Genomic DNA, 15,624 nt, shown 5'->3' on the forward strand with positions numbered 1-15,624 from the left:
CATGTCGAAAGCCTATGAATCTGCAGGAGTAAATATTGAAGCTGGCTACGAAGGCGTGAAGCGGATGCAACGCCACGTCGAATCCACGATGCGTAAGGAAGTCATTGGCGCACTTGGTGGGTTCGGTGGCATGTTTGACCTATCACAGCTTGGATTAAAAGAGCCTGTGTTAGTGTCTGGAACAGACGGTGTAGGGACGAAGCTTATGCTTGCGCAGTCGTTAAATAAGCACGACACAGTCGGGATTGATGCGGTCGCTATGTGCGTTAACGATATTCTCGTACAGGGAGCGGAACCGCTATTTTTCCTTGATTATTTAGCGCTCGGTAAAAATGATCCTGAGGTGGTAGAACAGCTTGTTGCGGGCGTTGCAGAAGGCTGTCGTCAGGCTGGCTGTGCGCTAGTTGGTGGCGAAACTGCGGAGATGCCTGGGCTATACGACGAGACAGAGTACGATATTGCAGGCTTTGTCGTCGGTGCGGCTGAAAAGTCAAAGCTAATCGACCAGGCTCGTTCTGGTGACGTGCTGATAGGAATTCCATCTAATGGCATTCACTCTAATGGCTTTTCGCTCGTGCGCAAAATCGTTGCAGATAGTGAATTAGATTTGATGGAGTCTGCTCCATTTGCGCCTGAGCAACTCTTAGGCGAGGCGTTACTTACGCCAACTCGTATTTACGTAAAGGCGGTGAAGGGCTTGTTTCCGTATGTAAACGGTATGGCTCATATTACAGGTGGCGGCTTTGTAGAGAATATCCCGCGCATGCTACCGGAGACGTGCGGTGCATCTGTGAATGTTAGCCAGGTGGAGCTATTACCTGTTTTCCGCTGGCTCATGGAGGCCGGTGGTCTTACGCAGGATGACATGCTCGAGACGTTCAACTGTGGCATTGGCATGGTCTTAGCTGTCTCACCTGAGCACAAGGATCATGTACTACAAACGCTCACTGCTGCAGGCGAAAATCCAGTAGAACTTGGACACGTGACAGACGCTCCTGGTCTCACGATCGAGGGGGAGCTTCGATGAATATTGCGATATTTGCATCTGGCAGTGGATCAAACTTTGAAGCAATGAAGCGGGCAGCAGACAAAGGTCTGCTGTCTGGTAAAATATCGTTACTTATTTGTGATAAGCCAGGCGCACTTGTGGAATCTAGAGCAGAAGGTCACGGTGTACCGGTTGTATCGCTCTCTCCTAAGACCTTCTCTTCAAAGGCAGACTATGAAGCGGAGCTGTTACGAGAGCTTAAAAAATACGATATTTCTTTTTTAGTGTTAGCAGGGTATATGCGTTTAGTAGGCCCAACGCTTTTAGACGCGTTTGAAGGTCGCATCGTCAATATTCATCCGTCTTTGTTACCGTCCTTTAAGGGGCTCGATGCGATCGGACAAGCGTTAGACTTTGGTGTGAAAGTGACAGGAGTTACGGTTCATGTTGTTGATGCTGGAATGGATACGGGTCCTATTTTAGCGCAGGAATCTGTTACAATTGAGCCTGGTGACACGCGAGACGACGTGGAGAAAAAAATTCGCGAAGTAGAGCATCGCCTATATCCAAAAACAGTGGAGCAAATGCTCCAACATCTTCAGGGAGTGTGACGATCATGACAAAACGAGCGCTTGTGAGCGTATCAGATAAAACCGGAGTCGTAGACTTTGTTAAAGGACTTGTAGCAGAAGGTGTCGAGGTTATTTCGACTGGAGGAACGAAGAAAGCATTAGAAGAAGCAGGAGTAGCTGTCATTGGAATTGAGGAAGTGACTGGTTTTCCTGAAATGATGGACGGTCGAGTAAAGACGTTGCACCCAGCGATTCACGGGGGACTTTTAGCGGTTCGAGATAACGAGCAGCACATGGCGGCGCTAGAGCAACAAGAGATCCAGCCGATCGAATTTGTGATCGTGAATCTCTATCCATTCCAAGCAACGATTGAGAATCCGGATGCGACATTTACGGACGCGATCGAAAATATTGATATCGGTGGACCATCGATGATTCGTTCGTCAGCGAAAAACCACGAGGGCGTGGCAATTATTGTGGATTCAGCCGACTATGAGGGTATTTTAGAAGAAGTGCGCGCAGGAGACATTTCGTTAGAAACACGTCGCAAGCTTGCAGCAAAAGCCTTCCGCCACACAGCGGCATACGATGCGCTGATCGCGGAATATTTAACGAAGCAAACTGGGGAAGAAAATCCGGAGAAATTAACGGTTACATACAATTTAAAGCAAACCTTACGCTACGGAGAAAATCCGCATCAGAAGGCTTCGTTCTACGAGAAACCACTTGGAGCGTCGGCTTCCATTGCGCGTGCGACACAATTACACGGTAAAGAGCTTTCTTACAACAATATCAACGATGCAGATGCGGCAATCGCTGTCGTACGCGACTTTACGGAGCCTGCTGTTGCAGCGATTAAGCACATGAACCCATGTGGTGTTGGAGTTGGAACGTCGATTGAGGCAGCTTATACGAAAGCATACGAAGCAGATCCAACGTCTATCTTCGGTGGAATTGTTGCGTGTAACCGCGAAGTAGATGCGGCAACAGCAACAAAAATGAAGGAAATCTTCTTAGAAATTATTATCGCACCGTCGTTCACTGACGAAGCGCGTGCGATTTTACAAGAAAAGAAAAATCTTCGTCTACTAACAGTTGACGTAATGGCTCCAGCTGATCAGGTGGAGAACCGAGTGACAACGGTTTCCGGCGGAGCGCTCATTCAAGAAACGGATGCGCTAAGCTTTGAGGATGCAGAGATTACCGTCGCAACGGATCGAGCACCGACGGAAGACGAGCTTGCGCAACTTAAAATGGCGTGGAAGGTCGTTAAGCACGTGAAGTCAAACGCGATCGTATTAGGTCGTGAGGATCAAACGATCGGTGTCGGTGCTGGCCAAATGAATCGTGTTGGCGCAGCTAAAATCGCATTAGAGCAAGCTGGCGAACGTGCGAAAGGAGCCGTTCTTGCTTCTGACGCCTTCTTCCCAATGAATGATACGGTAGAAGCAGCTGCTAAAGCAGGTATTACAGCGATCGTACAGCCGGGTGGTTCAAAGAAAGATCAGGACTCCATCGACATGGCGAACGAACACGGTATCGCGATGATTCTAACAGGAGTAAGACACTTTAAGCATTAATCGACCAACGAGGAGGGCATGTTTGTGAACATATTTATTGTGGGCGGCGGAGGTCGCGAGCACGCCATTGCGTGGAAGGTAGCACAGTCTGACCGAGTGACAGGAATTCTTGCTGCGCCGGGGAGCGATGCGATTGCACAGCTAGATAAGTGTGAGGTCGTAAACATCAGCGTGGACGATCATGACGAACTTCTTCAAGCTGCAAAAGACTTTCAAGCAGACCTTGTCATCGTAGGCCCAGAAGCACCTCTTGTGGCTGGCTTTACGGATATGTGTGAACATGCTGGGCTACGCGTCTTTGGACCATCTAAACAAGCAGCACAGCTTGAAGGAAGTAAGCAGTTCGCGAAGGACATTATGCAAAAATATGATATTCCAACTGCTCGCTACGGCACGTTTACAGATCTTGAGGCAGCAAAAGCGTACGTGACAGAGCAAGGCGCACCGATTGTCGTAAAGGCGGACGGTCTTGCTGCTGGCAAAGGCGTCGTCGTAGCGGAAACTGTGGCAGAAGCGCACGAAGCCATTGAGATGATGATGAGTAGCCGCGCCTTCGGTGACGCAGGGGAATCAGTCGTCATCGAAGAATGTCTTATCGGGGAAGAACTCTCCTTTATGGCATTCGTCCACGGCGAGCTCGTTATCCCAATGGTCACAGCACAGGATCACAAACGTGCATTTGACCGCGATCAAGGTCCAAACACAGGCGGCATGGGTGCTTACTCTCCCGTTCCTCAGTTTAATGATGCACTGCTGAAGGAAGCGGAGAAACGCGTGCTACGTCCAATGGCTACTGCGATGGTCAAGGAAGGGATGCCGTTTACTGGTATTCTATACGCAGGCCTCATGATGACTAACGAAGGCCCGAAGGTTATCGAATTCAACACGCGCTTCGGCGATCCAGAAGCGCAGGTAGTCTTGCCTCGTTTAGTAACGGACCTCGTTGATATTATGGAAGCCATCATGGACGGTCACGAAATCCCAATCGTTTGGCGCGACGAAGTTTGCGTAGGCGTTGTATTAGCTTCAGAAGGCTATCCTGGCTCGTATGAAAAAGGTGTAGAATTTACGATTCCTAATTTGACTAAAGTCGGTCAGCAGTGGTTCCACGCAGGGACTCGTTTTAAAGAAGATGCCACTTGGACAAATGCGGGCGGACGCGTTTTGTTATTGTCCACACTCGGCACAAGCTTCGAAGGAGCCCTCGAGGACACATACGAGATCTTAATGACAAGAGAGTGGCCAGGTCTCTTTTACAGAAAAGATATTGGACACAAGCTTTTAGAGTTTCGGGATAGGTAGTAAGCAAAGGCTAGGACAGAGTTCGTGCATCTTTCCTAGCCTATTTTTTGAGGATTTTTAGGTAGTGTGTTGTTAATTTTGGTGTTTGCTTTTTGTTGAGTTTTTCTTAATGCTGTTGGTGTGCATTTTGTGATCGGCGGCGCGCATTTTTACCATGGAGGTGTGCATTCTAAGTCGCGCAGTCTGCATTTCACCCTGCTCTACGTGCATTTATTTAACCGTGTGCATTTCGAGGTCCGCGGCGTGCATTTCTACCTTGTAGGTGTGCATTCTGAGTAGTGGTGTCTGCATTTCCCCCTGCTCTGTTTGCATTTATTTTGACCGTGTGCATTTCGTGGTCCGCGGCGTGCATTTCTACCTTGTAGGTGTGCATTCTTAGCCGCGCAGTCTGCATTTCACCCTGCTCTATGTGCATTAATTTTGACCGTGTGCATTTCGTGGTCCGCGACGCGCATTTTCACCTTGTCTTTCTGCATTCAGAGTCGCGCAGTCTGCAATTCACCTGGTTTCGTGTGCATTAATTTTGACAGTATGCATTTCGTGGTCCGCGGCGTGCATTTCTACCTTGTAGGTGTGCATTCTTAGCCGCGCAGTCTGCATTTCACCCTGCTCTATGTGCATTAATTTTGACCGTGTGCATTTCGTGGTCCGCGACGCGCATTTTCACCTTGTCTTTCTGCATTCAGAGTCGCGCAGTCTGCAATTCACCTGGTTTCGTGTGCATTAATTTTGACAGTATGCATTTCGTGGTCCGCGGCGTGCATTTCTACCTTGTAGGTGTGCATTCTAAGTCGCGCAGTCTGCATTTCACCCTGCTCTACGTGCATTTATTTAACCGTGTGTATTTCCCCATCCGCGACATGCATTTCCACTATGCCGGAATGCATTCTAAGTCGAGCGACGCGCACTACCACCCCGTTCACACGCATTCCAATTATTCAACCTCCATCCCCCACCCAACCCCAAAAAACAAAATTATTTTCACAAAACAAAATCTAATTGTAACCGCATCCTTGTTGGAATATAATGAAAGCAATCACTCTCGGGATCGTGACGCCATGGCGAGCACACGTCCCATTTTTTTCGCGAAAAAATCGCTCATACCCTAGCGGTTATACCTATCTTAAAGAGGGAATAGGCTCTAAAGTAGGAGTATACAACTTGAAATGACATCACACGATAACAATAGTCTTCAAACCTGCACTACATAACTAAAAAAGTTGAATCAACAGCCGTCAACAACCACATCACAGTCCTTCATTGAATTGTGCTAATTTTCTTACGAATGGAGTGGTTTACATGAAACAGCAAATTCCAGCATCCTCCACGATGGAAGCGAGTGGAGGAATGGTCTCAACCGCTTCGAGACAGGCAACAAACGCAGGAGTTGAAATGCTTGCGAAAGGTGGCAATGCCATTGATGCAGCAGTTGCATCGGCATTTTGCCTTGGAGTATCAGAGCCACAGGCATCAGGTATTGGTGGACAGTCGATGGCGCTCGTTTATTTAAAAGAAGAGAACCGCATCTTTGCATTAGACGGCTCCTCGAGAGCCCCTTTCGAGCTCTCTCCTGCAGAGAATCCGGAGAGACCAATCATGCTTGGACTTGAATCCTCCACGGTACCGTCAACCGTTGCAGCACTTGGTTATTTGCACGAAACCTATGGAAAATTACCGTTACACGACATATTAGAACCATCCGTTCGCGCGTGCCGTGAAGGAATCGAAATTACACCGCTTATTCACCGCATGCTCGTGAAAGAAAAAGAGCATTTGATCAAGGATCCATCGATCACTAAAAATTTTTTCCACGAGAAAGAGCCCGTAGATATTGGTACGTATGTCTATCAGCCAGAGCTTGCTCGCACATTCCAGCGCATGGCGAAGCACGGCTGGCGCGACTTTTATACAGGAGATATCGGCAAAGCGATTGTCGAAGACATGCAAAAGCGCGGAGGGTTGATCACGGAGATCGACATGAATCAAATCCCGATTCCAGTCGAACGCGAGACCCTTCACAGCACGTATCGAGGCTATGAGCTTTACACGTATCCGCCACCGGGAGCAGGACGCGTGCTCGTACAAATTCTTGCAATATTAGAGGGCTTCCCACCAGATAATCTCGATACAGACGAAGCGATCGGAGCCATCATCTCCGCGCTCGCGTTCCGATTTGCGCTCAACTATCGTGAACGAACGCCGATGCATCCCGACCATTATTTGCAGTTCGTCAACCAAATGCTCATCGACAAAGGCTACGCCAAGGAGACCGTCAAGCGCATCAACGATATTTACAAGCTCGCCTTGCAGGACACTTTCCTACCACCACCTACTTCTGGAGAAACCACGCACCTCTCCGCTGCAGATAGTGACGGGAATGCGGTTGGGATCACCCAGTCTATTGAGCTTGTATTCGGTAGCAAAACAATGGCGAAGGATCTCGGATTTTTTTACAACAACTATATGAGTGCGTTTAACTATTCCGACACGTCGCATCCGTACTATTTGCTACCTGGCGGCCGTCCGTGGAGTAGTGTGGCGCCAGTATTACTCTTTGAAAACGGAAAGGCTCGTTATTTATTAGGAAGTCCAGGTAGCGCAAGGATTTCCACGACGCTTGCCCAAGTCATTACAAGGCTAATCGATAAAGGGGAGCCGCTCGATGATGCTATCGCATCCCCACGTTTCCACGCATCACATACAGGGTCATTGATGATTGAGCACAATCGATTTAGTGAAGAAGTAAATGAAGCACTCAGACTTGCTGGTTTTAAAATAACAAAGCGCGGAGACTATAGCTTTTATTTAGGGTGTGTCCAAGGAATTCAGCTCCCTAAGAACAAACGAGAACGCTTTTTTGGAGTCGCAGATCCAAGACGGGATGGTACAGCCAGAGGACCAGAATTAAACGAATTGGGAGTGGATATATAGTGAAAATTGCTGTGGTATATAACCGTGAAAGTCAGGCGGTCATCAATTTATTCGGTACACAAAACAGAGAGAAGTACGGACTTGAGACAATTAAACGTATTAAGGACGGTTTGACTGCTGGTGGTCACGAAGTGAAGACATTTGAGGGAGATAAAAATCTCATCAAAAATTTAGAGGACTTTATGCCATCCGTACTTTCAGGAGAGCGACCGGGTCTTGTCTTTAACTTAAGCTACGGCATTCAAGGTAGAGGCCGCTATATGCATGTACCAGGTATGCTTGAAATGCTTGGTGTCCCTTATGTTGGGTCTGGTCCTGAAACGCATGCGCTGGCATTAGATAAAGTTGTTACAAAGATTTTGCTCATGCAACAAGGGCTACCAACGCCTAAATTTGCGGTGCTTAATAAACCAGATAGCCCGCTTGTGGAGAATTTGAAGTATCCTCTAATCGTAAAACCTAAGGACGAAGCGGTTTCCTTTGGACTTCGTATCGTAAATAACGAAGAAGAGCTTCGCGAGGGTGTTCGTGTGATTTATGAACAATTCAATGCGCCGACGCTTGTCGAAGAATATATTGAAGGACGGGAAGTAAACGTTGCCCTACTTGGGAATAATCCCGTCGAGCCATTACCACCCGTGGAGCTTGTTTTCCACAATGGTCCAAAGATTTTTACGTATGAAGATAAAAAGAATACGAGTGGTCGTACGGTAGAGAAAGTATGTCCAGCACCTTTATCAGAAGAGGAAACGAAGCGTGTGCAGGACTTAGCGGTGCAAACGTTTAAGGCACTAAACTGCTATGACTCGGCTCGCGTTGATTTTCGTATTGACCAGGATGGGAACCCGTATATTTTAGAGGTCAATTCCATGGCGAGCCTAGGTAGCGACGGATCGCTCGTATTTGCTGCAGATAAAATTGGCTTAGACTATACGAAGCTCGTTAATAGATTAATAGATGTTACGTGCGAGAGATATTTTGGCAAAGACTTTTTTGATGAAGAAAGCCACAAATCGTCTTCAACCGCTGATAAGCTTTTCCGCCGAGTCACGCAAAGTCGCTCTAAGATCGAAGCCGATTTAAAGACGTGGACGAACATGTCGAGTCGCACAGAGGATGCTGTTGGCCTTAGTAGCGTACGCAAGCTGTTTGAGGAGCGTTTAGGGAAGCTAAAGCTTGATCAAGTCGATGCGCTGACGAATGGTCGTTCTGCGTGGACGTGGGAGACGAAGGCAGGACTAACGGACGGAACGCTACTTGTCGTTCCTATTGATGTACCGGGCGGACGTAACGGCTTCCCAATTCCATACCGCCGCGAGCAGGAGTGGGTGTTTGGAGAAGGAATTGCTTCAAGTCGCGGTGGTATTGCGACTGTGTTAGCGGCTTTGCAGGCGTTGAAGGAAGAGAAGCTACTTAGTAAAACGAAGGTCGGCGTATTTTTCTATGCAGATGAAGGAAGAGGGATGCGCTACAGTTCGCAAATGCTTGTAAAAGCGGCGAGTCGGGCGAAGCAGGTGCTTGTCATGCAGCCTGGATTTGCGGAGGGGAAGGTTGTCGACCAACGCCGAGGAACAAAGGAATTCCAGCTCATTATTGAGGGAGATCCGTTGCGCATTGGGAAGGAATCAAAGAGTAGTGATGTGCTGAGCTATTTTATTGAGAATGCAGAGAAGCTAAAGAGCTTAAATAGTCGGAAGAAGAAGGTAGCTGTATCGGTTCAGGATATGAAGTCAGAGCGATATAGCGTGCTTATGCCGCACCGAGTGACGGCAACGCTCTCTGTCACATATTTAGATGAGACGACTGCGACGGAGGTCGAGCAGGAGCTTAAAAAGCTCTTCTCGGGGGCGAAATCAGGAATGAAAACATACATGGAACAGGTCGTCGATCGACCACCACTCTTGAGGAAGAAACTAAATCCAATCATTGCAAGGTTAAAGGAGTGGACAGAGGCAAAGCAACTTCCATTCGGCATTGAGTCTAGTCTACTTTCGACTGCGGCGGGAGTCATTCCAAGTGAAACACCAGTAGTATGTGGATTTTCGCCGGCAAGTAGAGATTTATATACGCCGAACGAGGCGCTACACCGTATTGAGCTCGTGCAACGATCATTGCTATTAGCGCTTTATTTGCAGGGAGAATAACGCTTATGGACAAGCTACCTATTTTTGTGTCGGTGCCACATGGTGGAACGAAGGTGCCTGAGGGTTTACGCAACAAACTACTGCTTTCCGAGCTTGAGATTGTGCACGACGGTGACACATGGACAGGGGAGCTATTTGACTTTAAGGAGCTTGCCCACGTGTTTGTTAGTCAGTCTGTGGCGAGGATTGTCGTTGATATGAACCGGGCGCCGGGTGATCTGCCGCCGCATAACGTGGACGGTGTCGTAAAGACGGTTGCGGTAACAGGTGAGAACGTATGGAAGCCATCGCTTTCAGAGGAAGAGATTAGGGATTTAGTGGAGACCATTCACGCACCTTATCATGAAGCTATGCGTGAGGGTCTTCTACAACCAATTTCATTTGGTGTAGACTGTCACACGATGCTTGCAGAAAGTCCTGTAATAGGTGGTGGAGAGGCGATAACGCGTCCGCTGTTTTGTATTAGTAACCGTGGAGGAGAAGATGGCATAGAGGAGGACGAGCCTGTCACGGCAAGTCCTGCGTTTATGCACAGAATGCGAGAGCTAATAGAAGAAGCATTTGCTGACTACGGGATTGACGGGGTAGAGCTGTGTGTGATCAATGCTCCGTTTAAAGGTGGCTATGTGACGCAATTACACGGTGCACAAACAGATAAGCCGTTCGTTCAGCTGGAGATAAATCGAAGGCTATATATGAGCGAGGAAAGTGGCGTTGCGCCGACCAAGGAGGAACGCGCGCAGATGTCAGAGCTGCGGGAGAAGCTTGGTCGCGTGTTTGCGCAGTTAGCGTTCGAGTTATCGGATTCAACGCTTCGATAACCGCCGGCTGTTTACAAATCTTCAGACAATAGGTACAATGAACGTAACAATACAATGACACGAACGCACTAGGGGTGCATCTATCTTGCTGAGAGACAGGCTTGTCCTGTTAACCCTTTGAACCCGAACTAGATAATACTAGCGTGGGGAAGTGCAGTTAATCATACGATTCACGCACTTATTCGTAAACGATTGCCTGCACCTTCCTATTAGTTTAGGAGCGTGCAGGCTTTTTTGCGTTTCGTCTTGTGTTGAAATAGAAAAGGGATGCTTACGGCAAATTAGTTTGTAAGTAATCACGATGGAGGAGAGTTTAGCATGCAAGGACTATCATGTGGAACAAGTAATATCGTAGGAGTAAGGTTTGCTATTTACCCAATGGCAGATAATTTTGTCGAAATCATTAAAGGGGCTTTAGAAGAAGTTGATACATCTAAAGTGTGGATGCAAACAGATGACGTGACAACATGTGTGCGAGGTCGAAGTGAACACGTATTTGACGTGGCGAAAGCGATCTTTATCCACGCAGCAAAAACTGGAACGCACGTTGTCTTTAGCGGAACATTTTCAATCGGATGTCCTGGTGACAGCGAGGGAGACACGTATATGTCGGAGAACGATGAGCGTCTAAACGAAGAAAAGTCTCAACAGGAATCTGTCGAAGCGGCATCTCACTTTGCACTTTACCCAATGGATAACCCGAACTACATGCAGGTTATTGCCGATCAGTGTGCAGTTGCACAAGAGCACGGTACGTTTACGAAGGGTGTTCACTACGCGTCTCGTTTAGATGGTGATGCAAATAAAGTCTTCCATACGCTTGAGACAGCATTTGTTAATGCCTCTAAAACAAAAGAACGCGCACATGTGACAATGACTGCTCACATTTCAGCAAATAGTCCATCAAAGAAGGACAACGCGTCATGATGAAATCCTGGAAGCTTAAAGAGATTGTCTTAATGTCCATCTTAGGAGTTGTGTTTGCTGTTGTTTACCTGCTCTTTTTCTTTGCAGGACAAGGCTTAACAAGCTTCTTAATTCCGTTTGGTTTAGGCCCGTTCGGCTATGAAGTCATCTTTGGAATATGGTTTATTGTCTCTATCATCGCCGCCTATATTATTCGAAAGCCAGGGGCTGCCTTCTGGTCGGAGCTTATTGCAGGAACCGTACAAGTACTTCTTGGAACGCCAGCAGGTCCAATGCTAATCATATCTGCTGCTATTCAAGGTATTGGCGCTGAGCTTGTCTTTGCAGCGACTCGCTATCGTGTTTATAACCTGTACGTGTTAATGATGGCGGGTATGTCGGCAGCGCTTTTCAGCTACGTATGGGGAATCTTCCAGTCCGGTCTTCTGGCAATGGAGCCATGGCTCATTATTACAACCTTTATCGTGCGAATGATCAGTGGTGCTCTACTTGCTGGATTACTCGGTAAATTCCTAAGTGATCAGCTCGCAAACACAGGCGTTCTGCGCGGCTATGCGTTAGGAAAGGAGCGCGAGGGACGCTATGAGCGTAAAGTCTCCTAATACACTCGTTCAGGCAGTTAACTACTCGTTTTCGTATGAGCAAGACCACCCTCTTTTAAACAACCTCTCTCTGACTATTTCAGAGGGAGAAACCACGATATTGGCAGGTGCAAGCGGCTCTGGGAAGAGCACGCTTGCACTTTGTTTAAATGGTTTATATCCAGAGGCTGTTGAAGGCTACAGTACTGGAGAGCTTTTCTTCCGCGATAAGAGCGTTACGTCCTTTGAGAAGGGAGAGCTCAATCAACAAATCGGTATTGTGTTTCAGGATCCTGAGAGCCAGTTTTGTATGCTTAAGGTAGAGGATGAGCTAGCCTTTACGCTCGAAAATATCGAAACACCGCGAGAGGAAATGGCCGACCTCATTTCTGATGTGTTAGAAAAAATCGGAATAACAAAGCTACGTCATCGTGATATTCACTCTCTTTCAGGTGGGCAAAAGCAAAAAGTCGCGCTCGCAGCCGTGCTACTACTAAAGCCAACGATGCTTATTTTAGATGAGCCAACTGCGAATCTGGATCCTCAGTCACGACTAGAGTTTGTTGAATTGATCGAACGTTTATCGATGACAACGCTTATTATTGACCATCAGCTAGAGGATTGGCTTCGATTCACAGATCGCATGCTTGTCTTATCTCGAAGTGGAGAGCTCGTACTTGAAGGAAAACCGATGGAGCTATTACGTAAACACAAGAACGAACTCGAAGCGGAGGGCATCACGTTCTCTCCCGTATATGAAGAACTCCCTCACGTCGATCATGGTTCCGAGATTTTACGCGTGCAAAATCTACAGTTTAAACGAAAGAAGAACGTCATTTTAACTAATATTGACTTTTCGATTCATGAGAAAGAATTTGTTGCGATTGTTGGTGGGAATGGTGCAGGGAAGTCAACAATGCTACAACTCCTATCTCGGCTTCTAAAGCCTACAAGAGGGTCTATTGAGCTTCATGGAACTGCTATTACATCCTTTCAGGAGCTAGAGCTTCGTGAGAAAATGGGCTTCGTGTTTCAAAATCCAGAGCATCAATTTATTACGGATTCAGTAGAAGAAGAGGTAGCCTTTGGGATGGAGGTTCGAGATGAGAGTGGAATTGGAGCACGAGTTGATGACCTGCTTCAACGCTTTCATCTTAAAAACCACCGCAGAGCCAACCCGTTTTCTTTAAGTGGCGGTCAAAAAAGGCGGCTGAGCGTGGCAACAATGCTCCACGAAGGGCAGGATATCCTGCTGTTTGATGAGCCAACGTTTGGTCAGGACGCGCGCACGTCGAGTGAGCTACTTAAAATCGTTAAATCACTTCAGGAGCAGGGGACAGCAATTGTCTTTGTTACGCATGATATGGATCTCGTTGATCAATACTGTGATAGAGCGCTCGTTTTCCACGAGCAAGAGTTGGCATTTGATGGATCACCAGAAGAGCTATTTCATAACGAGGCGCTTCTTCAAGCAGCGAGACTTCGCAAGCCGTACCGGATGAGACAGGCACTGGAGGTGGTTGGACAATGATTCAAGACATTAACCCCACGATTAAAGGTATCGCAGTCCTGATTCCAGGTGTCATTCTAAGCTTTAGCTTCGATATCGTTACACCGCTTGCCTATCTCTTCTTTATTTTTGCAGTCACGATGCTCCTAAGTCCCATTACTTTTAAAAAATGGGCACTCTACATGAGTCCATTTCTTGTCCTCTCATTAGGGTTTGGCTGGATGGCCGTTTTATATACAAACGCAGACTTTGTGAGCGGTGAAGTGCTATTCACCTTCTGGCGCTTTGATATTACGACTGGCTCGATTATGGTCGGAATAAGCCTCGCGCTGCGCTCTCTTTGCTTTATCGCGCTGTCTCTCCTCTTTATCTTAACAACAGACTCGACCAAATTTATGCTCAGCCTCATGCAACAGGCCAAGCTACCACCAAAGCTCACGTACGGCATTCTCGCAGGGTATCGCTTCCTGCCGACCTTCCGTCACGAGCTAGAGGTTTTAAAACAGGCACACCGCGTGCGAGGAGTCGGTCGCGCTAAAGGAATTAAAGGGCGCCTCACGCAGTTTAGACGCTATGTGATCCCGCTCATGGCCAATGCGATTCGTAAGGCCGAGCGTGTCGCTGTCGCGATGGAGTCCAAAGGCTTTACTGGGTCAACAACGCGAACGCACTACCACCACATGACGGTTAAAACACGCGATTGGACGTTTTTAGCCAGCATGAACGTGGCGTTAGTAGCGGTGTTTATCCTCTCCTATCAATTGGGGTACTTAAATATTTTTGGCATCCAATTTTAACTAAATGATAATCGACATTTTTTTGAAGATTTTGTTTCTAATTTTGCCTGACTTCTTATATACTATTCTTATTACCTATTCAGGAGAGTGATGGAATTTTGGACAGTATACCCTATGGCTCCATTTTGTTGTTAGGGGCATTTTTATTTTTATCTGCTTACTTTTCGGCATCAGAGACCGCGATCACGAGTGCAAATAAGGTTCGTTTACGAACACTCGCGGAAGAAAACAACCCACGAGCAAAGCGATCCCTTGCATTAACGGAAAACTTTGACCGAAGCTTATCGACCATTTTAATTGGGAACAACGTCGTCAACATTGGTTTAACAGCGATGGGTACAGCAATCGCTACTAGCATATTTGGCGGTACAGCAACGACGCTGTTATTAACGACAGTTGTTATTACAGTTGTTGTCTTAACTTTTGGAGAAATCTTGCCAAAATCGTTTGCTAAGCAGCGCCCAGAGAAGCTTCTGCTAGGAGTATCTTGGAGCTTGCAGACTGTACTTGTTGTTTTAACACCAGTGACATGGTTATTCGTTCAGCTTAAAAAGGGCTTAAATCGTCTCATTAAGTCTGAAATGGAGCCAAGCGTAACAGATGAAGATGTAAAAGCTTTAGTAACAATAGGGGAAGAAGAGGGAACGTTTGAAATCCAAGAACGTGAGCTCTTACACAATGCCATCGAATTTGATGACACGATTGTAAGAGACATCTTAACACCAAGACCGGACATTACAGCTGTTGGTGTGGATGCAGACATTGAAGAAGTCAAAGATATCTTTATACGTGAAAAGTTTTCACGTATCCCAATTTACGAAGAGTCTGTTGATAACATAGTCGGTGTTCTTTCTTACCGAGACTTTATGACAAAATATGTAGAGAACGAACCATTCGCATTAAAAGACACGATGCGTGCACCGTATTTCGTAATTGGTACCGTAAAAATATCCGGATTGCTTAAGGATCTTCAGAATAATAAAGTACATCTTGCCATCGTCCTTGACGAATATGGTGGTACTGCTGGTATTATTTCGATCGAAGATATTCTAGAAGAAATTGTAGGCGACATTTGGGATGAGCATGACGACAAAGAGCTTCTGATTGAGGCACTGGATGCTAGTCGTTTCCGAATGGACGGAAGTATATCCTTAGAAGATTTCTGTGAATCGGTAGATATCTCTTTACCAGCAACAGATTCCTATACGTTAGGCGGATGGATTTCGGAGCTATTTGGCTATTTACCCAAAAAAGGCGAATCTGTCGTCTATGAGCATATTCGTATTCATGTCGAAGAGGTTCGAAGGCGTCGAGTGAAGTCGGTTATTATTGAGGTAGATACTCCGGTGTATGTGGGGATCTAAATACGATACTGACCAGAAGAAAAAGAGATCAGGCGTGCGTTTGCTGCCTGGTCTCTTTTTATGTAAAGAAGGGGATTCTGACATTGTACTTTTGTGGGTTAATGTCT

At 46.9% G+C, this 15,624-nt stretch carries 12 protein-coding genes and 1 riboswitch; all 12 genes read left to right on the forward strand.

Translation table 11 applies throughout. The annotated features are described in order from the left end of the window. The first annotated feature begins 1 nt into the window (after position 1). The 12 genes from purM (at position 2) to FLK61_RS05300 (ending at position 15,517) form a co-directional block, all read left to right on the forward strand. The gene (gene purM / locus FLK61_RS05245) at positions 2–1,027 is read left to right on the forward strand and encodes a phosphoribosylformylglycinamidine cyclo-ligase (protein WP_176008458.1); all 1,026 of its coding nucleotides are present in this window, start codon (positions 2–4) and stop codon (positions 1,025–1,027) included. Further along, positions 1,024–1,599, forward strand: coding sequence for a phosphoribosylglycinamide formyltransferase (gene purN / locus FLK61_RS05250; protein ID WP_176008459.1), 576 nt, complete (start codon positions 1,024–1,026; stop codon positions 1,597–1,599). Before purM ends, purN begins: the two co-directional genes overlap by 4 nt. Positions 1,600–1,604: 5 nt before the next feature. Continuing rightward, positions 1,605–3,140: a bifunctional phosphoribosylaminoimidazolecarboxamide formyltransferase/IMP cyclohydrolase gene (gene purH / locus FLK61_RS05255; RefSeq protein WP_176008460.1), complete on the forward strand. Its 1,536-nt coding sequence runs from the start codon at positions 1,605–1,607 to the stop codon at positions 3,138–3,140. A gap of 24 nt (positions 3,141–3,164) precedes the next feature. Beyond that, complete coding sequence (gene purD / locus FLK61_RS05260) at positions 3,165–4,442, forward strand: phosphoribosylamine--glycine ligase (protein ID WP_176008461.1); 1,278 nt, start codon at positions 3,165–3,167, stop codon at positions 4,440–4,442. 1,299 nt (positions 4,443–5,741) lie between these two features. Beyond that, positions 5,742–7,373, forward strand: coding sequence for a gamma-glutamyltransferase family protein (locus FLK61_RS05265; RefSeq protein WP_176008462.1), 1,632 nt, complete (start codon positions 5,742–5,744; stop codon positions 7,371–7,373). Beyond that, a complete protein-coding gene (locus FLK61_RS05270; RefSeq protein ID WP_176008463.1) occupies positions 7,373–9,517 on the forward strand; it encodes a M20/M25/M40 family metallo-hydrolase in 2,145 nt (714 codons plus the stop codon). The genes FLK61_RS05265 and FLK61_RS05270 overlap by 1 nt, the downstream gene beginning before the upstream one ends. A 5-nt stretch (positions 9,518–9,522) precedes the next feature. Next, on the forward strand, positions 9,523–10,338 hold the full coding sequence (locus FLK61_RS05275; RefSeq protein ID WP_176008464.1) for an N-formylglutamate amidohydrolase: 816 nt from the start codon (positions 9,523–9,525) through the stop codon (positions 10,336–10,338). Between the two features lie 60 nt (positions 10,339–10,398). Then, a riboswitch (TPP riboswitch) is annotated at positions 10,399–10,505 on the forward strand. Positions 10,506–10,656: 151 nt separating this feature from the next. Then, positions 10,657–11,265: a YkoF family thiamine/hydroxymethylpyrimidine-binding protein gene (locus FLK61_RS05280; RefSeq protein ID WP_176008465.1), complete on the forward strand. Its 609-nt coding sequence runs from the start codon at positions 10,657–10,659 to the stop codon at positions 11,263–11,265. Beyond that, the gene (locus FLK61_RS05285) at positions 11,262–11,867 is read left to right on the forward strand and encodes an ECF transporter S component (protein WP_176008466.1); all 606 of its coding nucleotides are present in this window, start codon (positions 11,262–11,264) and stop codon (positions 11,865–11,867) included. The genes FLK61_RS05280 and FLK61_RS05285 overlap by 4 nt, the downstream gene beginning before the upstream one ends. Then, entirely contained in the window at positions 11,848–13,377 is a 1,530-nt protein-coding gene (locus tag FLK61_RS05290; RefSeq protein ID WP_176008467.1) for an ABC transporter ATP-binding protein, read from the forward strand. The genes FLK61_RS05285 and FLK61_RS05290 overlap by 20 nt, the downstream gene beginning before the upstream one ends. Then, positions 13,374–14,153, forward strand: coding sequence for an energy-coupling factor transporter transmembrane component T family protein (locus tag FLK61_RS05295; protein WP_176008468.1), 780 nt, complete (start codon positions 13,374–13,376; stop codon positions 14,151–14,153). Before FLK61_RS05290 ends, FLK61_RS05295 begins: the two co-directional genes overlap by 4 nt. Positions 14,154–14,251: 98 nt before the next feature. Further along, a complete protein-coding gene (locus tag FLK61_RS05300) occupies positions 14,252–15,517 on the forward strand; it encodes a hemolysin family protein (protein ID WP_176008469.1) in 1,266 nt (421 codons plus the stop codon). The last annotated feature ends 107 nt before the right edge of the window (positions 15,518–15,624 follow it).

Source organism: Paenalkalicoccus suaedae (genome assembly GCF_006965545.2).
Taxonomy (GTDB): domain Bacteria; phylum Bacillota; class Bacilli; order Bacillales; family Salisediminibacteriaceae; genus Paenalkalicoccus; species Paenalkalicoccus suaedae.

What these genes read in the sequence shown, in the direction of transcription:
- FLK61_RS05265 (WP_176008462.1), top strand. Translation starts at nt 5,742, where the DNA reads ATGAAACAGCAAATTCCAGCATCCTCCACGATGGAAGCGAGTGGAGGA.
- FLK61_RS05280 (WP_176008465.1), top strand. Translation starts at nt 10,657, where the DNA reads ATGCAAGGACTATCATGTGGAACAAGTAATATCGTAGGAGTAAGGTTT.
- purN (WP_176008459.1), top strand. Translation starts at nt 1,024, where the DNA reads ATGAATATTGCGATATTTGCATCTGGCAGTGGATCAAACTTTGAAGCA.
- purH (WP_176008460.1), top strand. Translation starts at nt 1,605, where the DNA reads ATGACAAAACGAGCGCTTGTGAGCGTATCAGATAAAACCGGAGTCGTA.
- purM (WP_176008458.1), top strand. Translation starts at nt 2, where the DNA reads ATGTCGAAAGCCTATGAATCTGCAGGAGTAAATATTGAAGCTGGCTAC.
- FLK61_RS05275 (WP_176008464.1), top strand. Translation starts at nt 9,523, where the DNA reads ATGGACAAGCTACCTATTTTTGTGTCGGTGCCACATGGTGGAACGAAG.
- FLK61_RS05285 (WP_176008466.1), top strand. Translation starts at nt 11,262, where the DNA reads ATGATGAAATCCTGGAAGCTTAAAGAGATTGTCTTAATGTCCATCTTA.
- FLK61_RS05295 (WP_176008468.1), top strand. Translation starts at nt 13,374, where the DNA reads ATGATTCAAGACATTAACCCCACGATTAAAGGTATCGCAGTCCTGATT.
- FLK61_RS05290 (WP_176008467.1), top strand. Translation starts at nt 11,848, where the DNA reads ATGAGCGTAAAGTCTCCTAATACACTCGTTCAGGCAGTTAACTACTCG.